The organism is Mesorhizobium sp. YL-MeA3-2017 (genome assembly GCF_030814575.1).
Classification (GTDB): domain Bacteria; phylum Pseudomonadota; class Alphaproteobacteria; order Rhizobiales; family Rhizobiaceae; genus Mesorhizobium; species Mesorhizobium terrae.
In genome coordinates this window covers 3,420,928-3,441,331 of the sequence record NZ_JAUSVH010000001.1, presented here as the reverse complement: position 1 = coordinate 3,441,331, position 20,404 = coordinate 3,420,928, and the positions used below count along the sequence as shown (strand labels likewise).

20 protein-coding genes are annotated in these 20,404 nt (G+C 64.0%); 3 read left to right on the top strand and 17 right to left on the bottom strand.

Annotation, left to right across the window (positions count from 1 at the left end):
* Nucleotide 1: 1 nt before the first annotated feature.
* The 6 genes from QFZ88_RS16525 to dnaK form a co-directional block, all read right to left on the bottom strand.
* Nucleotides 2-289 carry a DUF1330 domain-containing protein gene (locus QFZ88_RS16525; RefSeq protein ID WP_024922606.1) on the bottom strand — a complete coding sequence of 96 codons (288 nt, stop codon included), beginning with the start codon at nt 287-289 and terminating at the stop codon, nt 2-4.
* 132 nt (nt 290-421) lie between these two features.
* Nucleotides 422-1,114: an orotidine-5'-phosphate decarboxylase gene (gene pyrF, locus QFZ88_RS16520; RefSeq protein WP_024922605.1), complete on the bottom strand. Its 693-nt coding sequence runs from the start codon at nt 1,112-1,114 to the stop codon at nt 422-424.
* The gene (locus tag QFZ88_RS16515; protein WP_024922604.1) at nt 1,111-1,701 is read right to left on the bottom strand and encodes an NADPH-dependent FMN reductase; all 591 of its coding nucleotides are present in this window, start codon (nt 1,699-1,701) and stop codon (nt 1,111-1,113) included. Before QFZ88_RS16515 ends, pyrF begins: the two co-directional genes overlap by 4 nt.
* A gap of 64 nt (nt 1,702-1,765) precedes the next feature.
* A complete protein-coding gene (pmtA, locus tag QFZ88_RS16510; protein WP_024922603.1) occupies nt 1,766-2,374 on the bottom strand; it encodes a phospholipid N-methyltransferase PmtA in 609 nt (202 codons plus the stop codon).
* A gap of 118 nt (nt 2,375-2,492) precedes the next feature.
* Entirely contained in the window at nt 2,493-3,623 is a 1,131-nt protein-coding gene (gene dnaJ / locus QFZ88_RS16505) for a molecular chaperone DnaJ (protein ID WP_024922602.1), read from the bottom strand.
* Between the two features lie 220 nt (nt 3,624-3,843).
* The gene (dnaK, locus tag QFZ88_RS16500; protein ID WP_024922601.1) at nt 3,844-5,766 is read right to left on the bottom strand and encodes a molecular chaperone DnaK; all 1,923 of its coding nucleotides are present in this window, start codon (nt 5,764-5,766) and stop codon (nt 3,844-3,846) included.
* Nucleotides 5,767-6,072: 306 nt separating this feature from the next.
* On the opposite strand from dnaK, the gene QFZ88_RS16495 reads away from it, so the two are divergent.
* Nucleotides 6,073-6,969, top strand: a complete 897-nt coding sequence (locus QFZ88_RS16495) for a D-alanyl-D-alanine carboxypeptidase family protein (protein WP_024922600.1) — start codon at nt 6,073-6,075, stop codon at nt 6,967-6,969.
* A 72-nt stretch (nt 6,970-7,041) separates the two neighbouring features.
* Here QFZ88_RS16495 and ccoS read toward each other — a convergent pair whose 3' ends face one another.
* The 8 genes from ccoS to ccoN form a co-directional block, all read right to left on the bottom strand.
* Nucleotides 7,042-7,197, bottom strand: coding sequence for a cbb3-type cytochrome oxidase assembly protein CcoS (ccoS, locus tag QFZ88_RS16490; RefSeq protein ID WP_024922599.1), 156 nt, complete (start codon nt 7,195-7,197; stop codon nt 7,042-7,044).
* Nucleotides 7,194-9,476, bottom strand: a complete 2,283-nt coding sequence (locus tag QFZ88_RS16485) for a cation-translocating P-type ATPase (RefSeq protein ID WP_024922598.1) — start codon at nt 9,474-9,476, stop codon at nt 7,194-7,196. The genes ccoS and QFZ88_RS16485 overlap by 4 nt, the downstream gene beginning before the upstream one ends.
* Nucleotides 9,473-9,970: a FixH family protein gene (locus QFZ88_RS16480; RefSeq protein ID WP_024922597.1), complete on the bottom strand. Its 498-nt coding sequence runs from the start codon at nt 9,968-9,970 to the stop codon at nt 9,473-9,475. Before QFZ88_RS16480 ends, QFZ88_RS16485 begins: the two co-directional genes overlap by 4 nt.
* On the bottom strand, nt 9,967-11,526 hold the full coding sequence (ccoG, locus tag QFZ88_RS16475) for a cytochrome c oxidase accessory protein CcoG (protein ID WP_024922596.1): 1,560 nt from the start codon (nt 11,524-11,526) through the stop codon (nt 9,967-9,969). Before ccoG ends, QFZ88_RS16480 begins: the two co-directional genes overlap by 4 nt.
* 161 nt (nt 11,527-11,687) lie before the next feature.
* Nucleotides 11,688-12,551 carry a cytochrome-c oxidase, cbb3-type subunit III gene (gene ccoP / locus QFZ88_RS16470; RefSeq protein WP_024922595.1) on the bottom strand — a complete coding sequence of 288 codons (864 nt, stop codon included), beginning with the start codon at nt 12,549-12,551 and terminating at the stop codon, nt 11,688-11,690.
* On the bottom strand, nt 12,548-12,706 hold the full coding sequence (locus tag QFZ88_RS16465; RefSeq protein WP_024922594.1) for a CcoQ/FixQ family Cbb3-type cytochrome c oxidase assembly chaperone: 159 nt from the start codon (nt 12,704-12,706) through the stop codon (nt 12,548-12,550). The genes ccoP and QFZ88_RS16465 overlap by 4 nt, the downstream gene beginning before the upstream one ends.
* Before the next feature lie 12 nt (nt 12,707-12,718).
* Nucleotides 12,719-13,450, bottom strand: a complete 732-nt coding sequence (gene ccoO, locus QFZ88_RS16460; RefSeq protein WP_024922593.1) for a cytochrome-c oxidase, cbb3-type subunit II — start codon at nt 13,448-13,450, stop codon at nt 12,719-12,721.
* A gap of 12 nt (nt 13,451-13,462) precedes the next feature.
* Entirely contained in the window at nt 13,463-15,073 is a 1,611-nt protein-coding gene (gene ccoN, locus QFZ88_RS16455) for a cytochrome-c oxidase, cbb3-type subunit I (RefSeq protein WP_024922592.1), read from the bottom strand.
* Nucleotides 15,074-15,338: 265 nt separating this feature from the next.
* Between ccoN and QFZ88_RS16450 the strand changes: the two genes are divergently transcribed.
* Complete coding sequence (locus QFZ88_RS16450; RefSeq protein WP_024922591.1) at nt 15,339-15,746, top strand: hemerythrin domain-containing protein; 408 nt, start codon at nt 15,339-15,341, stop codon at nt 15,744-15,746.
* Nucleotides 15,747-15,884: 138 nt separating this feature from the next.
* On the opposite strand, the gene QFZ88_RS16445 is transcribed toward QFZ88_RS16450, so the two are convergent.
* Complete coding sequence (locus QFZ88_RS16445) at nt 15,885-16,613, bottom strand: Crp/Fnr family transcriptional regulator (protein ID WP_024922590.1); 729 nt, start codon at nt 16,611-16,613, stop codon at nt 15,885-15,887.
* Between the two features lie 161 nt (nt 16,614-16,774).
* Here QFZ88_RS16445 and hemN point away from each other — a divergent pair, with 161 nt between their 5' ends.
* Nucleotides 16,775-18,121 carry an oxygen-independent coproporphyrinogen III oxidase gene (gene hemN / locus QFZ88_RS16440; RefSeq protein WP_024922589.1) on the top strand — a complete coding sequence of 449 codons (1,347 nt, stop codon included), beginning with the start codon at nt 16,775-16,777 and terminating at the stop codon, nt 18,119-18,121.
* Nucleotides 18,122-18,138: 17 nt separating this feature from the next.
* On the opposite strand, the gene QFZ88_RS16435 is transcribed toward hemN, so the two are convergent.
* Nucleotides 18,139-19,140: an acyltransferase family protein gene (locus QFZ88_RS16435; protein WP_024922588.1), complete on the bottom strand. Its 1,002-nt coding sequence runs from the start codon at nt 19,138-19,140 to the stop codon at nt 18,139-18,141.
* Nucleotides 19,137-20,396, bottom strand: coding sequence for an O-antigen ligase family protein (locus QFZ88_RS16430; RefSeq protein WP_024922587.1), 1,260 nt, complete (start codon nt 20,394-20,396; stop codon nt 19,137-19,139). Before QFZ88_RS16430 ends, QFZ88_RS16435 begins: the two co-directional genes overlap by 4 nt.
* Nucleotides 20,397-20,404: the final 8 nt, after the last annotated feature.

The window sequence follows — 20,404 nt, the reverse complement described above, 5'->3', positions numbered from 1 at the left end:
GTCAGACCCCTTCGACCAGAACGATCTCGCCGTCCGCCACCTTTTGGCGGATGGCCACGGCACGCTGATATTCGGGCGAATGGTAGCAGTCATGCGCTACCTGCAGCGATTCGAATTCGATGATGACATTGCGGCCGCGGCCCTGCCCTTCGGCCTTTTCGTGCTGGCCGCCGCGCGCCAGGAACTTCGCGCCAAACCGGTCGAAGGCAAGCTTCGAGGCCTCGACATAGGCCTTGTAACCCTCCGCATCGCGCACATCGACGCGGGCGATCCAATATCCCTTGGGCATCTGCTTCTCCTCGCTCTCCGCCGCGCCGTCCAGATGCGGTTTCATCCAAGTCAGAGCCGAGTTACCGCCGTTGCGCAAGCCCTTGCGTCAAAGCGGTGATCCACTTCGTCGCCAAGTTTGTGGGCCAAAGGCTCAGGCCGAGCGCATCTCCGCCAGGATCGCCTCGGCCGCGGCCTTGCGGTTCGATGCCGCGACGATCGGGCGTGCCACGACGAGATGGCTGGAGCCGTTGCGGATCGCATCCGCCGGCGTCACCACGCGCTTCTGGTCGCCACGGTCGGAGCCCACGGGGCGGATGCCCGGCGTCACCACCGCCATCGCCGGACCGACGATCTTGCGCACCGCCGATGCTTCCTCGGCCGAGCAGACAATGCCACCCATGCCGGCGGTCAGCGCCTGTTCGGCGCGGCGCAGCACAAGCGTATGCGGGTCATATTCATAACCGGCGTCGATGACGTCCTGCTCGTTCATCGAGGTCAGCACCGTCACCGCCAGCAGGCACAGATTGCTGCCCTTGGCCGCCTCCACCGCCGCGCGCATGGCCTTGGGGTAGGCGTGAAGCGTCAGCATGGTCATGCCCATCTTGACGATGTTCTCGACGCCCTTGGCCACGGTGTTGTCGATGTCGAGCAGCTTCATGTCGAGGAAGATCTTCTTGCCGTCCTCGGCAAGCTCGCGGGCGAAGTCGAGCCCGCCGGCAAAGGCGAGCTGGTAGCCGATCTTGTAGAAGGAGACGGTGTCGCCCAGTTCGCGCACCGCCTTCTCGGCCTCGGTCAGGGTCGGAAGGTCGAGGCCGACGATCAGCTTGTCGCGCATATCGCTCATATGTCTCCCCTGGCTGACAGCATTCGGGCGCGTTCGATCAGAACCTGCGCAACGATATCCATGGCATGGCGCAACCGCTCGTCGGCGAAACCGCCTTCTGCATCGAAAGCGCTGCCCCCGTTCGGCACCGAGCATTCCGGCGTCACGATCTCCATATGGCAGCGTACCAGCACCGCGCGCAGATGGTTGATGGCGCGCACGCCGGCATGTTGGCCCTTTGACGACGAGCACAGCGCCACCGCCTTGCCGGCCAGCGGCTTCAACTGCCGGCCGCCGTCATGCCTGACCACGCTTACCCAGTCGATGGCATTCTTGAGCAGCGGCGGCAGCGACCCGTTATATTCCGGCGTGGCGATGAGCAGCCCGTCATGCGCGCCAATCATGCGCGCCAGCTTCATGACGTTTTCGGGGATGCCCTCTTCCCGCTCCAGATCCTCGTCGAAGATCGGCATCGGATAATCAGCCAGCGAAATGCGGGTCACGTCGGCGCCCTGCAAGGCCAGCGCCTTCTGCGCTGCGTCGGCGGTCCTGCCGCTGAACGCGCCGCTACGGACCGAACCCGCGAAGACGAGAATTTTGGGGATCATCAGGCGACTGCCTCCTTCGCCTTCCTATGGCGAAGCGAGGCACAAATCAACGCCAAGACCGATCTCAGTTCCTGGCCGGACGGCGGTAGATCCAGAGCCGGGTCGGCGGAATGTTGCGCAGCACGAAATGGAAGTGCTCCACCGTGTAGTTGCCACGACCGGGCGGGATCGGCGACAGCGGGCCATAGCACAGTTGCACGATCGGCCGGCCGGCCGGGATGCGGTCGAGCAGGCTCTCGATGTAGCGGATGCGCTGGTCGACCGGGAAATTGAGCAGCGGCACGCCCGTCACCACCGAATCGAAGACAACGTCCTTGTGCTCGCCCAGCGTCGCGTCGAGATTGAAGGCATCGCCCTCGATGACGTTCACGCCGGGATAGAGCGTGCGCAGATGGCGCACGAAATCGGTCGAATATTCAACGGCGTAGAGGTTCTGCGGCTTGATCCCGCGCGCCAGGATGGCGCGGGTGATGACACCGGTGCCAGGCCCGACCTCGAGCACCGGCAGCCCGGAGTCCGGATTGACGATCGAGGCCATCTTGCGCGCGGTGACCGAACTGGTCGGCACGATGGAACCGACGGTTTTCGGCTTGTCGATCCACCCTTTGAAGAATTTCAGCTCGTCGTCGAACTTTTCAGCGAGCGACTTCCTCAGTCCCGGACCTCTTCCCATCAAGCTCTCCCGACCGGCTCCCCCCGGAACCCACTGTTCAGACGCTACTTACCAGTTACGCCGGGGTAGACAAGGTATCCGCCCACCAATGTCGTGGACAAGACAGAATTTGTCGCCCTCAACGCTCGCTGAAGGATTCGAAGAAATCCTTCATCCGCGTGAAGAAGCCGCTCGACTGCGGGCTGTTCTCCTTGGACGAAAGCTGTTCGAACTCCTCGAGCAGTTCTCGCTGGCGCCGGGTCAGGCTCTGCGGCGTCTCGACCGCTGTCTGGATATAGAGGTCGCCGATCTGCGTCTGGCGCAGCACTGGCATGCCCTTGCCCTTGAGCCGGAACTGGCGGCCGTTCTGGGTGCCTTCCGGCACTTTCACGCGGGTCTGCGAACCGTCAAGCGTCGCCACCTCGAAGGAGCCGCCGAGGGCGGCCGTCGTCATCGAGATCGGCACCTTGCAATAGAGGTCGGCGCCGTCGCGCTGGAAGAATTCATGCGGCTTGATGGCGAGGAAAATGTAGAGATCGCCCGTCGGACCGCCGCGCAGCCCGGCCTCGCCTTCGCCGGCCAACCGGATGCGGGTGCCGTCCTCGATACCGGCCGGGATGTTGACCGACAGCGAGCGCTCCTCGGTGACACGGCCCTGGCCGGCGCATTTCGGGCACGGGTCCTTGATAGTCTGGCCGCGGCCCTGGCACTGCGGGCAGGTGCGTTCGATCGAGAAGAAGCCCTGGCTCGCCCGCACCTTGCCGTGGCCGTGGCACATCGAACAGGTGACCGGCTGCGTGCCGGGCTTGGCGCCCGTACCCGAACAATCGGTGCAGGACAGCGATGTCGGCACGCGGATCTGCGCGGTCTTGCCGGCAAAGGCCTCTTCCAGGCTGATTTCCATATTGTAGCGCAGGTCGGCGCCACGCTCGCGCCCGCCGGACGAGCGACGGCGGCCGCCGCCCATCATCTCGCCGAAGATATCCTCGAAGATGTCGGCGAAGCCGCCGGCTCCAAAGCCGGCACCGGCGCCATTCATGCCGCCATTTTCGAAGGCGGCGTGGCCGAAACGGTCATAGGCCGCGCGCTTCTGCGGGTCCTTCAGCGTCTCGTAGGCTTCGTTGATTTCCTTGAACTTGTGCTCGCAAGCCGCATCGCCCGGGTTGCGATCGGGATGGAACTGCATAGCGAGCTTGCGGAAGGCGCTCTTGAGTTCCTTCTCGTCGGCGCTTTTTTGCACGCCGAGCGTTTCGTAGAAATCAGCTTTCATCGAGAGCCTGTTCCAATCCCGCTGACTAATGGCTCAAGCAACAGCCAACGTCCTTGCGCATTGTTTTGACCAGTCAACTAAAGAAGACTGATCTCCGATTTAGTAACGATGCGGTGGCAATGCCAGTACCGGCAAGGAGACGCCGCAATTTTCCAGTGCATGGTTGCAAAAAAGCCCGGCTTGGCGCCGGGCTTTTCTGAATTTTGGGCCGTCAGGCCACTTAGGCCGACTTCTTCTTGTTCTTGTCGTCGTTCTCGTCGATTTCCTCGAAATCGGCGTCGACTACATCCGAGTCCTTGGCAGCGTCCGCCTTGGCGTCGGCCTCGGCGGCTTCCTTCTGCGAAGCCTCGTACATGGCCTGGCCGAGCTTCATCGAGGCTTCGGTGAGCGTCTGGCTCTTGGCTTCGATCTCGGCGGCGTCGTCGCCTTCGGCGGCGGTCTTCAGCGCGGCGATGGCGTCGGCGATCGCGGTGCGGTCTGCCTCCGAAACCTTATCGCCATAATCCTTCAGCGACTTCTCAGCCGAATGGACCAGGGCTTCGGCCTGGTTGCGGGCTTCCACCAGCGCCTTGCGCTTCTTGTCGCTCTCGGCATTGGCCTCGGCGTCCTTGACCATCTTCTCGATGTCGGCGTCGGAGAGACCGCCAGATGCCTGGATGCGGATCTGGTGCTCCTTGCCGGTGCCCTTGTCCTTGGCCGAGACGTTGACGATGCCGTTGGCGTCGATGTCGAAGGTCACCTCGATCTGCGGCACGCCACGCGGCGCCGGCGGAATGCCGACCAGGTCGAACTGGCCGAGCATCTTGTTGTCGGCCGCCATTTCACGCTCGCCCTGGAAGACGCGGATGGTCACCGCGCTCTGCGAATCCTCGGCGGTCGAGAACACCTGGCTCTTCTTGGTTGGGATCGTGGTGTTGCGCTCGATCAGGCGGGTGAACACGCCACCCAGCGTCTCGATGCCCAGCGACAGCGGGGTCACGTCGAGCAACAGCACGTCCTTGACGTCGCCCTGCAGAACGCCGGCCTGGATGGCGGCGCCGAGAGCGACGACTTCATCCGGGTTGACGCCCTTGTGCGGCTCCTTGCCGAAGAACTGCTTCACAACTTCCTGGACCTTCGGCATGCGGGTCATGCCGCCGACCAGAACGACCTCGTCAATCTCGCCGGCCTTGAGGCCCGCATCCTTCAGCGCCGCCTTGAGCGGCTCGACGGTGCGCTGGATGAGATCATCCACGAGCGATTCGAACTTGGCGCGGGTCAGCTTCAAGGTCAGGTGCTTCGGACCGGAAGCATCGGCGGTGATGAAGGGCAGGTTGATTTCGGTCTGGGCCGAGGACGACAGCTCGATCTTGGCCTTTTCAGCGGCTTCCTTGAGGCGCTGCAGGGCAAGCTTGTCGTTCTTCAGGTCGATGCCCTGTTCCTTCTTGAACTCGGCCGCCAGGTATTCGACCAGGCGCATGTCGAAGTCTTCGCCGCCGAGGAAGGTGTCACCATTGGTCGACTTCACCTCGAAGACGCCATCGCCGATTTCGAGCACGGAGATATCGAAGGTGCCGCCGCCAAGGTCGTAGACGGCGATGGTCTTGCCGTCCTTCTTGTCGAGGCCGTAGGCAAGGGCTGCCGCGGTCGGCTCGTTGATGATGCGCAGCACTTCCAGGCCGGCGATCTTGCCGGCATCCTTGGTGGCCTGGCGCTGGGCGTCGTTGAAATAGGCCGGAACGGTGATGACCGCCTTCTCGACCTTCTCGCCGAGATAGGCTTCCGCCGTTTCCTTCATCTTCTGCAGGATCATTGCCGAGATCTGGCTGGGCGACTGGTTCTTGCCGCCGGCATGGACCCAGGCGTCGCCGTTGTCGCCATTGACGATCTCGTAGGGGACGAGCTTCTTGTCCTTGGCGGTGACCGGATCGTCGTAGCGACGGCCGATCAGGCGCTTGACCGCGAAGACGGTGTTTTCAGGGTTGGTGACCGCCTGGCGCTTGGCCGGCTGGCCGACGAGGCGTTCGCCGTCGCCGCTGAAGGCGACGATCGAAGGCGTGGTGCGCGCGCCTTCCGCGTTTTCAATGACCTTGGCGTCCTTGCCGTCCATGACGGCGACGCAGGAATTGGTTGTTCCCAGGTCGATGCCGATTACTTTTGCCATCTTGTCTAGTCTCTCCACTAAGCAGGCTTTCAAGGACCCTGTCAGGCGTTCCGGCGAAAGCCCCTGTTCACAGAAATTCCGCGCCAGACCGCCTTCAGGGGCGGGCCGCACGGTTGCGGCGTATATAAGAACAGGTCGCCCGGCACGCAAGCATTCTGCGTTGTGGCTTTTCCACTGCCTGTCGCGGCCGGAAAGATACCGCCCTCACCATACAACGGCCGGTGATAACCCAGCAAACCAAATGGACGTGGACAACGGGCTAGGATAGGGTCCGGCGATCTCAGCAACGTCTTCCCGCCCTTGGAAATGCCCTCCCAGCCCGTTTCGCGCCTGTTCGCCCTCGCCCAGAAATGCATCTACGCGCTCGCCATCGTGACGTTCGTGGCCGGCTGTACGACGGCGACGCCGCCCGAACAGCTGCTGGCCGTGCCGGCTCCCGCGCAAAAATATGCCGCCATCGTGGTCGACGCCAAAACCGGCGGCACGCTGTTCGAGGCCAATTCGACGACGCCGCGTTTTCCGGCCTCGCTGACCAAGATGATGACGCTCTATTTGCTGTTCGAAGCCTTGGAGAGCGGCCGCGTCACCAAGCAGACGCAGATACCGGTCTCGGCCAATGCCGCCTCGCAGCCGCCGACCAAGCTGCGCTTCCGGCCGGGCGAGACGATCGACGTCGATTCCGCCATCCGGGCGCTGGTGGTGAAATCCGCCAATGACGTCGCCGTCTCGGTGGCGGAATATCTGGGCGGCAGCGAAGAAGCTTTCGCCGGCACCATGACCGCCAAGGCGCGCCAGATCGGCATGCGTGCGACCACATTCCGCAATGCATCGGGCCTGCCTGACGATGGCCAGCAGACCACGGCGCGCGACATGGCGGTGCTGGGACTGGCGCTCAGGGCGCGTTTCCCGCAGCACTATCACTACTTCTCCGCCTCCGACTTCATGTTCCGTGGCAAGCTGGTGCGCGGCCACAACGACATGCTGGGGCGTGTGCGCGGCGTCGACGGCATCAAGACCGGCTATATCCGCGCCTCCGGCTTCAACATCGTCACCTCCTACGACGCCGACGGCAAACGCTTCGTCATCGTGGTGATGGGGGCCGATACCGCACGCCAGCGCAACGCCCATGTCGAAACCCTGTTGCAACGGGCCCTTTCCCCTTCGTCCGACAAGGCGAAGCTGGTGTTCAACGGCGCGCAATAGCGCCTGACGCAACATCTGAGCCTCCGTATCTTCGCCTGTGACGGGCCAAACGGGCGCGTCCGGCACCTGTCGTTAGCTCCGATCGGCACCATCCTCATCGATGAGGATGCGTTCGGCGCTGCCCTCGATATCGTCGTACTGACCGCTGCGCAGCGCCCACAGGAAGGCGGCAAGGCCGAGCCCGCCGAGAAAGAGCGCAACCGGGATCAGCACGACAAGGTTGCTCATGAGGCGGACCTTTCGGCCAATCCGACCATCGCCGGAGCAGCGGTCCGCCCCTCGCCCGCGACAACCGAACGCCCGCCATGCAACCGCATGGCGTTGGCGACGACGATGATCGACGACAACGACATGGCGATCGCCGCGATCAGCGGCGTGACATAGCCGAGCACGGCGATGGGCACGGCAACGAAATTATAGGCGATGGCGAAAGCGAGATTCAGGCGGATCAACCGGCCGGCCTTACGAGAGATGTCCAGCGCGAAGGGGATCGCCGACAGGCTTTCGCGCAGGAAAACGAAATCAGCAGCGTTGCGACCGACATCGGCGGCGGTGGCCGGCGCCATCGAGACGCGGGCAGCAGCGAGCGCGGGGGCATCGTTCAAGCCGTCACCCACCATCAGCACCTCGTGGCCATCCTTCGCGAGTTCGGCGATCCGCGCCACTTTCTCGCCGGGCAGCATGCCGAAACGATAGTTGGCGATGCCGGCCTGTGCTGCAGTCGCTTCGGCGTTACGCCGATGGTCGCCGGTCAGCATCTCGACCGCGAGGCCTTGGCCCAACAGGTCACTCACCGTGCCTGTGGCGCCGGCGCGCAGCTGGTCCTCGCAGACAAAGCGCGCCCGCAGGACACCGTCGCGGGCAAGCACGGTGCCATCGTCCGCCGCGCCTGCCGCATCGCCAAGCGCCCATTGCGCGCGGCCCAACCGCCAGACCGAACCGTCGATTTGCGCCTCCAGCCCGTAGCCGGGAACTTCGGTGACCGTATCGAATGGACCGGACCGCGGGGAGCCGTCTTGATTGGCCTGCACGATGGCGCGCGCGACGGGATGGCGGGAATGCGCCACCAGCTGCGCCGCGACAGTCATGTCGACCGGCGCGATCTCGCCGCCATTGGTCAGCCGCAGCGCGCCTAGGGTCAGCGTCCCGGTCTTGTCGAAGACGACCGTGTCGATGACGGCGAGCCGTTCCATCGCCGAACCGTCCTTGACCATGATGCCGTTCTCGAACAGCCGGCGCGCCGCCACCACCTGCACGATCGGCACGGCGAGGCCAAGCGCGCAGGGGCAGGTGATGATGAGGACGGCAATGGCGATGGTGATCGAGCGGTGCCAGTCGCCGGAGGCCAGCATCCAGCCGGCGAAGGTCAACAGCGCCGTCAAATGGACCACGGGCGAATAGAGCGCCGACGCGCGGTCGGCGATGCGGCGGTAGCGCGCGCGGCCACCTTCGGCGACCTCCATCAGGCGCACCATCTCGGCCAGGAAGGAATCCTTTGCGGCGGCGATCGCTTCCACGGTCAAAGCGCCGGTAAGATTGAGCGCGCCCGCCTGCAGCAGCGAACCCTCGCGCACCGCTTCCGGCTCGCTTTCGCCACTGACCAGCGAGCGATCGACCTCGGAGGCACCTTTCACGACACGCGCGTCGACCGGCACGCGTTCGCCCGCTGCCAAAAGAAGCATGTCACCCTCGGCGATCTCCTCGACCGGCACATAAATGTGGCTGCCGTCCTTGGCGATCACCATGGCGCCGCGCGCGGCCAGCCGCCTCAGGCCGGAAACGGCGGTGCGTGCCTTTTCGCGCATGACATGGTCGAGCGTGCGGCCGATTAGCAGGAAGAACAGCAACGATACCGAGGCGTCGAAATAGGCGTGCGGGCCGTGATTGATCGTTTCGTAAAGGCTCATGCCATAGGCGAGGCCGACGCCGACGGCGATCGGCACATCCATGTTCATGCGGCCATGGCGAAGCGCGTTCCAGGCCGAGCGGAAATAGATGCGGCCGGCAAAGACCAGAACGGGAATGGCGATCAACGCCGAGATCCAGTGGAACAGGTCGCGCGTGGCGTCCGTCGCTCCGGACCACACCGAAACCGACAAAAGCATGATGTTGCCGGCGGCGAAACCGGCCACGGCGACGGCGCGGATGAGTTCGGCAAGGATAGGGTCCTTGCCGTCGCCGCCTTCGGCATCGAACAGATGCGCTTCGTAGCCCAGCCCGGCGAGCGACGCCACTAGAGGCGGCACCTCACCCTCGCGAAAGCGAACCGATACACGCCGGGTCGACAAATTGACGCGCGCGCCAACCACTCCCGGCAGTTTCCGCAGGCCGCCTTCGACCGAACGGATGCAGGCGGCGCAATGCACGCCGGGAACGGCGAGATCGACCTGCGACAGCCCGCCGCCAAGTGAGCGGCTGGCCAGCCTGATCTCATCGTCCGACGGGTCGGCACTGGCGTCGCGATCCAGATCGAGCGCGGATTCGGCGCCCGGCGCACAGCAGCTCATTCGATCGCTCCGTTGCGCACGATCACACGCCGCACCTGCCGATAGGGACGCTCGCGCCCGGTTTGGGCGTCGACCTCAACGATCCAGACGCCGTCGCTTATGGTCTGTTGCGAACTGAAGCCTCCATCCGCCTGGCGAACGAGGTCGATCACCCGGTCTTCCGCGTCATAGGCGGGATGGCGGAATGCCACTTTCACGCCCGTGGGCAAGATCGCCTTGCCCGCGGCGTCGGCAAGTTCGTAGCGAAGGGTGCCGTCCGCCAGCGTCAGCTTGCCCTGCCAATGCAGCGCCGCCTGCGCGCGTCCCTCCTCGGCCTTGCGGTTGAACTCCTGGCTGGCGACATAGGTGTTTTGCACGACCAGTCCCGTCCAGCTCGTCCGCGCCAGCGTCGCCATCGTCAGATTGACGGCGATGATGACGCCGAAGAAGGCGAGGATGAGTGCCAGCATGTGGTAGCCGGTGAACTCGCGAGGCGAATGGCGGCGCGTCGTCATCTTGATGCCTCCGGAGCGATGAAAGTGGCGGCGTAGCTGGCTGTTTCGGCGCCGGCGGCATCCTTGGCGACGAACCGGAAGACGGTGTTCGTGCCGGCGACGCGATCGCGCGGCAGCCGCACATAGACCTTGACCGATCTCAACCTGTCCGGTTCGACCTCGATCGCCAGCGGTTCCGCCTCGATCTGCTCGACACCGACCGCGGTGATGGCAGCATCCGGCAAGCCGTCGACCGAGAGCTGGATGGTGCGCGGCTCGGGGATCATGTTGAGCAGTTTCACCGTGTAGCCGTTGCGGATCGCCCCATCCGACAAAACGACGAATTGCGGGTTGCGGTCGTGCAGGACATTGAGCTGCAACCGCTCGCGGGTCATGAGCGCGTAGAGCATGGCAAGGCCGATCAGCGCCCAGACGGCGGTGTAGATGAAGGTGCGCGGCCTGAAGATCTTGCCGGGATGGAACTGCGCGACCTTTTCAGACAGGCGCCCGTCAGCCTGCCGTATCGAAGCCGGATCGGGCACATGCGCGCCGTTGCCGGTGGCGAGCGCCATATTGGCGTTGTAGTCGTTCAGCGTCGCATAGGAGATCAGGCCGCGTTCCTTGCCGATCTTGTCCATGACGCCGTCGCAAGCGTCGATGCACAACGCGCAGGTGATGCATTCGAGCTGCTGGCCGTCGCGAATATCGATGCCCATCGGGCAGACGGCGACGCAGGCGTTGCAGTCGACGCAGTCGCCGATGCTGTGGCCGGCGGCGGCCGCCTTCTTGGCATGGCGCGAACGCGGCTCGCCGCGCCAGTCATTATAGGTGACTGTCAGCGAATTCTCGTCGAGCATCGCCGCCTGGATGCGCGGCCACGGGCACATATAGGTGCAGACCTGCTCACGCATCAGCCCGCCGAAGACATAAGTCGTGGCGGTGAGAACGGCGACGGTGATGTAGGCAACGGCCGCGGCCTGACCGGTCACGACGTCGGCCAACAGCGTCGGCGCATCGGCGAAATAGAAGATCCAGGCGCCGCCGGTGGCGACCGCGATCAACAGCCAGATGGCGTGCTTGGTCAGCCGCAGCACCGATTTGCGGGCCGTCCACGGGCTCTCGTCGAGTTTGATGCGCGCATTGCGGTCGCCCTCGACGGCGCGCTCGACCACGAGGAAGAGGTCGACCCAGACGGTCTGCGGGCAGGCGTAGCCACACCAGGCGCGGCCGACGGTGGAGGTGATGAGAAACAGGCCGATGCCCGCCATCACCAAAAGGCCGGCTACGAAGAAGAATTCCTGCGGCCAGATTTCGATAAAGAAGAAATAGAAGCGACGGTTGGCGAGGTCGATCAGAACGGCCTGGTCGGGCGCGTAGGGACCACGGTCCCAGCGCAGCCACGGCGTCAGATAATAGATGCCCAGCGTGACCGCCATGACGATCCATTTGAAGGAGCGGAAACGCCCGGCAGCGCGCTTGGGAAATATCTTCCTGCGCGACGCATAGAGGGGCTGGCGGACCTTGGCGGAATTGACCGCCTCCGCCTCCAGCGTTTCAACCTGCCCGATATCAAGCATGACATGCGCTCGTTTGCTGTTCCAGCAATCGTACTTGCATCTTCGAGGCGCGACCCGCCTTGACCCAGGTCAAGACCGGGCCCGCTCGATGCATGTCGGGGCCCGCCGCCATGAGACGGGCCCCGTCGCCGGGCGGGGAGAATGTCCCCCTTTGCAAGTCTCTATTCTCCGCCGCCCAGCGAATGCACGTAGACCGACAATTCCTTGACCTTGACGTCGCCGAGGCGAGCGCCCCAGGCCGGCATGACGCCATTCTTCGGCGCCCGCACCTGCGCGGCGATCGCCCGCTCGCCGGAGCCGTAGAGCCAGATCGCGTCGGTCAGGTTCGGCGCGCCGAGATCGCGGTTGCCCCTGGCATCGCCGCCATGGCAGGCCGCGCAATTGTCGGTGTAGACCTTGGCACCGTCGGCCACCCGGGACGCATCGCTGACCGGCCCGGACAGGCTCGCGACATAGATGCTGACATCAGTGATCTGCCCGGCATTGAGCACGTCGCCGAATGGCGGCATCTCGGAGGTGTGGGTGTCGGAATCGTCGGCAAAGCGGATGCCGTGGGTGATCGTCTTGTAGATCTGTTCGGCGGAACCGCCCCATAGCCACTCGTCGTCATTGAGGTTGGGGAAGCCCGGTGAGCCTTGCGCGCCCGAGCCGTGGCACTGGACGCAGTTGACGCGAAATGTAGCGGCGCCCGCCGCCGAAGCGAATTCCCGCAGCTTCTCGTCGGCATCGATCTCGGCGACCGTCTTCGACTGGATCGCGGCCAGGTATTTTTCCTGGGCGGCGCCGGCCGCGGCCATTTCCTGTTTGATCTCGCCGCGGCTCGAATAGTTGAGCACGCCCTTGGTTGCGGAGGTCAGCAGCGGCCATGCCGGATAAGCGACCGTGTAGGCGATCGCCCAGACAATGGTGGCGTAGAAGGTCCACAGCCACCAGCGCGGCATCGGATTGTCGAGTTCGCGAATGCCGTCCCATTCGTGGCCGGTGGTGGCGACGCCGGAGACATCATCTATGTGCTTGTCGGTCATGGCGTGTCGTCCTCGAGTGGGATCCTGGCGGCGGCATCAGCCTGCTTTCGGCTGCCCGGACGAAGGGTGAAGAGCACGGCGCCGACGAAGAATACGGCCATGGCCAGCAGGCCCCAGCTGTCGGCGAAATGACGCATGGCGGTGTAGGTTTCCATGGTGCGACTCCGTCAGCGGTAACCGGCGGCATCGTCATAGGTCGAGAAATCGACCAGCGTGCCGAGCATCTGCAGATAGGCAACCAGCGCGTCCATCTCGGTCACCTGGCTTCGATTGCCGTCGAAATCGCCAACCTTCACCTTCGGATAGCGCTTGGTGAGGCCCGACGTATCGGCGTTCGGATCGGCCTGCGCGATCAGGTCGGCCTCGGCATTGGCAATCATGTCCTTGGTGTAGGGAACGCCGACATCGACATTGGCAACCAGTTGCGTGGAGAAGCCCTTCGGCGACAGCGGCACGTCCTTCAGGAAGGCGTAGCGGGGCATGATCGATTCCGGCACCACCGAGCGCGGGTCGCTCAGATGCTGGACATGCCATTCGTTGGAATAGCGGTCGCCGACGCGGGCGAGATCCGGACCGGTTCGCTTCGATCCCCATTGGAAGGGATGGTCGTACATGGACTCCGCGGCCAGGCTGTAATGCCCGTAGCGCTCGACCTCGTCGCGGAAGGGGCGGATCATCTGACTGTGGCACAGATAGCAGCCTTCGCGGACGTAGATGTTGCGCCCCGCCAGCTCCAGCGGCGAGTAGGGGCGCATGCCCTCGACCTTCTCGATGGTGTTCTGGAGATAGAACAGCGGGGCGATCTCGACGATGCCGCCGATGGTGACGACCAGGAAGGAGCCGACGAGCAGGAGCGTGGCGTTGCGCTCGATGAGGGCGTGTTTGTCCAGGAGAGACATTTTTGGGAACTCCTATTCGGCCGGCTGCAAAGCGGGAGCGACGCCCGTCGTCGGGGCTTCCTCGCGCAGATGGCCGCGTATGGTCATGAAGATGTTCCAGGCCATCACCAGCGCGCCGGCCAGATAGAGCCCGCCGCCGAGTGCGCGCGTCACGTAATAGGGGTGCATGGCTGCGACGGACTCGGCGAAGGAATAGACCAGGAAGCCCTGCTCGTCGTATTCGCGCCACATCAGGCCCTGCATGATGCCCGACACCCACATGACGGCCGCGTAGACAACGATGCCCAGCGTCGCCAGCCAGAAGTGCCAGTTGACCATGCGCACCGAATAGAGCCGCTCGCGGTTCCACAGGCGCGGCACCATGAAATAGACCGCCCCGAAGGAGATCAGCCCGACCCAGCCAAGGGCGGCGGAATGCACGTGGCCGATGGTCCAGTCGGTGTAGTGGGACAGCGAGTTGACCGCCTTGATCGACATCATCGGCCCCTCGAAGGTCGACATGCCGTAGAAGGCGACCGCCGTCACCATCATGCGCACGATCGGGTCGGTGCGCAGCTTGTCCCAGGCGCCCGACAGCGTCATCAGGCCGTTGATCATGCCGCCCCAGGACGGCATCCACAGCATGATCGAAAAGACCATGCCCAGCGTCTGCGCCCAGTCAGGCAGCGCGGTGTAATGGAGATGGTGCGGACCCGCCCAGATATAGAGGAAGATCAGCGCCCAGAAGTGGATGATCGACAGCCGGTAGGAATAGACCGGCCGGTTCACCTGCTTGGGGATGAAATAATACATCATCCCTAGGAAGCCGGCGGTCAGGAAGAAGCCCACCGCGTTGTGGCCGTACCACCATTGGGTCAGCGCGTCCTGCACACCCGAAAACAGCGAATAGCTTTTCGATCCGACGAAGGAGACCGGCACCGCCAGATTGTTGACCACATGCAGCATCGCGATGGTGACGATGAAGGACAGATAGAACCAGTTGGCGACGTAGATATGCGGTTCCTTGCGCTTCAGGATCGTGCCCAGGAACACAACGAGATAGGCGACCCAGACGACGGTGAGGAACACGTCGACATACCATTCGGGCTCGGCATATTCGCGGCTCTGGGTGATGCCGAGCAGGTAACCAGTGGCCGCCATCACGATGAACAGCTGGTAGCCCCAGAACACATACCAGGCGAGATTGCCGCCGAAGAGGCGCGCGCGGCAGGTACGCTGCACGACATAGAAGGATGTCGCCATCAGCGCGTTGCCGCCGAAGGCGAAGACGACCGCCGAAGTGTGCAGCGGCCGCATGCGGCCGAAATTGAACCAGGGCTCGAGATTGAGGTCGGGATAGGCGAGCTGCATGGCAATGACCAGGCCGGCCAGAAGGCCGACGACCGCCCACAACACCGTCGCGACCGAGCCGTAGCGTATCGGCCCGTCCATGTAGGTGGACGGATCGACCGGCTGCTCCGGCTCGAAACTGACATTGCGCAACAGAACGATCGTGCCGATCGCCAATACGGCGAACAGCACCCACATATGCGCTCTGAACAGATCGTCGGCGGCAAAGCCGGCACCCAGCAACGCCAGGAACGTCGCCAGGCTCATCCAGACAATTTCAGCGCCGTATCTCATTGGGCGACCCCATGGATTGGTTGCTTCGGATCCCGCATCCCCATGCGTTCCTTGACGCCTTCATCTCCACCAGCGCGCGACGCTTTGCCTTGATCCAGGTCAAAGCCTTCCGAGGTTCGATTTGTCAGCCTTCGTGACTGGCGAGAGGCGGAGAGGCTGACCTGTGCGGTGCGAGCAATTCCTGAAATCCATCGCGGTCGGCCCGTCGCCTGGCCCGCTCGCGGCCATACCGGGGCAAGACCGGTCGAGACATCCCGCTTTGGAGATGCAGCGCATCCATGAAGACAAGCTCACGCTGTGCGCGGCGCTGGAAACGATCGCCGACACCTTGCCGGATGCTGTGTGCCGGCTCGAATGCCTGCGTATCGCCAGTATCCTGGTGCCGATGCTGCGCGACGCGCACAACTACGAGGGCGACGTCATCTTCCCCGCCTTTGCCAGTGCGACCGGGCGGAGCGACACCGACCCCACCCTTCACCGGCTACGCGTCGAACATGTCGAGGACGAAAGTTTTGCCGACGAAGTGACGGAGGTGCTGCTGGCGGTCGGCCACGGCAAGCCGATCGAGAACCCCGAAGCGTTCGGCTTCATGTTGCGCGGCCTGTTCGAAACGCTGCGGCGCCACATCGCCTTCGAACGCGAGCATGTACTGCCGGTGATTGTGGGGGACTAGTGCGTTCTTGGGCCGGTTCTGGCATCGTCGCTGTTCGCTGGAAAGCGATCTGGGTTGAGCGGAAAGGCTCCAAAACGCGGACGCCGCTTAGGGAAGGCTGCGGTTTATCGATCTACCCCGACCACTTTATCCCGCCCCTTAATGCCCGGCCCTTGCCTCCAGCCGATCGCGCCGCGCCACGCTGACATGGCGGTTGTTTTCGATCGAGATGACACCTTCGGCGCGCAGCTTGGACAATTGCCGCGAGACGGTCTCGATGGTCAGGCCGAGGAAGTCGGCGATAGCCGCGCGGGTCAGCGGCAGGTCGAACGTTGTCGCGCGCCCCTCGTCGCCCGAGCTCGGATCAATATGATTTGCGATGAGCAGGAGGAAACTGGCCACTTTCTCCGCCGCGGTCTTGCGGCCAAGCGTCACCATCCAGTCCCGGGCCTCGTCCAGTTCTTTCAGTGTCTGCCGCAGCAGCCGGTTCTCCAGTCCCGGGCTCTCCCGCATCATCCGCTCGATGGCGCCTTTGGGAAACGAGCACAGCGACACATTCGTCGCCGCTTCGGCATTGACCGCACTTTCCGACTTGAACGGGCGGCCGAGGAAGTCCGGCGCGAATTGCAGGCCGACAATCTGCTGGCGGCCGTCGGACAAGGTCTTGGTCAGCTTCACCACGCCGGCGAGCACATTGGAATAGTGATCGACCGTTTCCATATCGCCGACCAGTTCGGCTCCGGCTTCGATCGTCTGTTTCGAGGAGGCTTTCGCCAGCGTCACCAGTTGGTTCGGATCGAGCGCGCCGCAGACACCGCGATGCCGGGCCTCGCATGCCTGGCACAGGACCGGAATTCCCGCCGTATGAACATCTTCTCGCAGGTTCATGCCACTCGCACCCCGCCTTGCCTATGCCCTTGTTCTATCCCCTCCGGCTCGAGAAATCCCGCGTCAGTTTGTCTCCACCGCAAGTTGATCTGGGTCAAAGGCCAATGCCGGCCAATGCGCCATTGTTGCCAGCGTGTCGAACTCATGATTTCGGAGGCACCGTGCAAGAAGCGCTTCTGCGTCGATACCGCGCACCCGTGCCGCGCTATACGAGCTATCCCACCGCCCCGCATTTTCACCCAAGCGTGTCGGCGGCCACCTACAAGGCCTGGTTGCAGGCGCTTCCGGTCAAAAGCGCCGTGTCGCTTTACGTGCATGTTCCCTATTGCGACCGGCTTTGCTGGTTCTGCGCCTGTCATACCAAGCAGACCCTGTCCTATGCGCCCGTCAGCCGCTACGTCGGCGCGCTGCTCAGGGAAATCGAAACGGTTGCCGCCCTGCTCGACAGCGGCATCACGATCAGTGCCCTGCACTTTGGCGGCGGCTCGCCCACCTTGCTCAGCCCGCGCGACATGATCACGCTCAATGCGGCGCTGCGCGGCGCATTCCATTTCCGGGCCGACGCCGAGGTCAGCGTCGAGATCGACCCCAACGACATGGACGAAGCGCGCTTCGACGCGCTGGCACGCATGGCGATGACGCGCGCCAGCCTCGGCGTGCAGGATTTCAACCCGAAGGTACAAGAGGCGATCAATCGCGAGCAGAGTTTCGAGAAAACCCGCTGGGTGGTCGAGAACCTCAGGGCCCGCGGCATCGGCTCGATCAATCTCGACATGCTCTATGGCCTGCCGCATCAGACCCGGCATTCGCTCACTGAGACCGTGAAGAAGGCGCTTTCGTTGCAGCCGGACCGCATCGCGCTGTTCGGCTACGCACATGTGCCCTGGTTCAAGAAACATCAGCGGCTGATCGACGAGACGGCGCTCCCCGACGCCACCGAACGGTTGGCACAACTGCAATTGTCGGCGGAAATGATCGCGGGTGCCGGCTATGCGGCGATCGGGCTCGATCATTTCGCCCGGCCCGAAGATGGCATGGCGCTGGCGCTGGCCGACGGTTCGCTGAAGCGGAACTTCCAGGGTTACACGGTCGACGAGGCCGATGCCCTGATCGGGCTGGGCGCATCGTCGATCGGCCGACTGCCGCAAGGCTATGTGCAGAACATGCCGGCAACCGGCGAATATCAAAAAATGGCGGGGAAAGACGAGCTGGCCGTGGTGCGCGGCATCGCCTTCACCCCACAAGACCGGGTTCGCGCCTGGATCATCGAGCGGCTGATGTGCGATTGCGCGTTTTCGCGGACTGAACTGCGCGCCCGGTTCGGGCCGGACGCCAAAAGCGCTCTCGAAGATGCCCTGCTTCTCGCCGCCGACCCATCGAGCGGTTTTGTCCTCGACGGCGATCGTTTTCATATCGCGGAAGTGGCCAAACCGTTCGTACGCTCGATCGCCGCCCATTTCGATACCTATCTCTCAGCCGGCCCCGCCCGCCATTCCACGGCGGTGTGATGGAGCCGGCCGCCAACTCACACGGCGTAGCCGACCTTCTGCCGAAGCCGGCGGGCTTTGAGATAGCCGGCGATCGGCTTTTCCAGGAATTCATGGCAGGCAATGCCGATGGCGACGCCGGCGGCGATCGACAGGGCAATGGCGGTCGCGGCAGGCAGAGACAGAAGCCCGCTCGCCTTCATGACCACCGAGATCGCCAGCGTGTGCCACAGATAGATCGAATAAGAGGCGTCGCCGAGATAAGCGAGCGGGATGAAGCGGAAGAGCCACTTGCCCTGCTCCAGCGCCAGCACGCCGACAAGCAGCATCGCCGACAGCGGGCCCAGCACGAGCGGATTGAAACCGGCAAGACCGGCCGCGACCAGCACGAAGCCAGCGATCGCGGCGACGACAAGCAGTGCACCAAACGCTGGCCGAGGCATGGCGCCCGCCAGCCATAATTTGCCAATGCCGATGCCGATCAGGAATTCGGCGAGCAGCGGGCTGGTATAGGTGCGCAGCGCTGCGCCTTCCGGCTGCAGCAAAAGACCCAGGCACACGAGCGCGCCGAATATCGCCACCAGTGCCGGCAGACGTCGCGCCGGCGGCAGGAACAGGACCGCCGCGAACACCAGGTAGAAGAACATTTCGTAGTTCAGCGTCCAGCCCTGCACCAGCACCGGCCAGGTGCCGCCATCGCTCGGCGAGACATGCGGGACAAAGGCGAACGAGGCCGCGACATGGAAGGCGGTGAGGTGCATGTTGGGGAAAAGCCCAACCAGGCCGCCGGCGACCATCACCGCGGTCGCCGCCCAATAGAGCGGCACCACGCGTTCGGCGCGTTCGCGCAGGAATGTCAGCGGCGACGGCTGCCGCGTCTCGGCCAGCACCCACATGATGAAGCCGCTGACGACGAAGAAAACGTCGACGCCGGCCGCGCCGATGGTGAAATGGCTGCCGTTGCGCTCGGCGGCGTGGAAGACGACCACGCCGAGGGCGGCAATCGCCCGCAGATATTGTACGCCGTAGAGCCTGGTCATGTCGCGTTCCGCAACACGAGGCGCGGCGCCGGCTCGGACTGCCCAGCGCGCTGCGGCAAAGCGAGTTGGCCGGCGGCGTAATAAATGAGGAAGGAGCCGACCACATAAGGATTGATGACATCGACCTCGACGAAGGAGCGGATGAGGAACATCACCGCGATGCCGAAAAGCGTGAAAGTGGCGGGATCGCGCCGGGCATCGACGAGCCGCAAGAGCAGGCCGAACGGCACGCGCAGCATCAGCAGCGCCAGCGCGGCCAGGCCGAACGCCCCCATCTCCACCAGCACCTCGATATAGGTGTTGTGGAAATGGAAGCCGCTTCTGGTGCCGATGTAGAACTCGTCCCACAGCCGCTCGGCCTCGGAGAAGCCCTGAACCCAATAGGCCTGGTAGCCGACGCCGAAATAGGGAGTTTCAGCAGCGGCCGCCCAGCCCTGCGACCACAGATAGGTGCGGCCGGTCAGCGTCGAATCCTTGCCGAAAGCGCCCAGCACAAGATCGGCGGCGCCGAGATTGAGTGCGGCGAAAACCGCGACCAGCGCCAGCGTGACGCCGACGACCAGCGCCGCCTTGCGGGTCTTCGGCGAAAACAGCATGGCGAGCTTCAGGCAGACCATCAGCGCAAGGGTCGCCGCGATCGCCAGAACCGAGGTGGCCGATTGCGCGGCGTGCAGCGTGTAGACGCAGAGCACGCCGCAAGCCAGCGCCAGAAGCCGCCACGGGCCGCGCTCGTGCAGGACGAGGATGGCGGTAAAGGCGAAATAGATGCCAAGCGAGGAAAACAGGCCGAGCTGGTTCTTCGAGCCGAAGGCCCCGACAAAACTGTAAGTGCCGTCGAGCGGGTCGTAATTGTACTGGCCGAAGGCCACCGAAAACAGCACCACGGCCAGGATGCCGACCAGTGCGCCGAGGTTCAGCGTGCGCACCGAAACCGTGCGGGCCGCGATCAGCGCGCAGACGATATGCGACAATAATTGCAGGGCGGCACGCGCGGTGACGCCGGGCGCCGCCGACCAGAACACCGACAGGCAGGCAAGAACCGCGAAAGCGATGATCCACAAGAAGCGGCGGTAGTCGCCGAGCACGCGCCGATAGTCGACAAGGATGAGCGGCAGCCAGCAGGCGTAAAAGGCCATGATCGAGGCCTGGCCGAAGCGGCTCGAATAGGCAAAGACGAAGATCGACAGCGCAACCGCCAGCGCGCCGTACCAGAAATTGCGGTCGGGGCTGATGAGGGCGGCCTTGGCTATCTTCATGGCGTGGT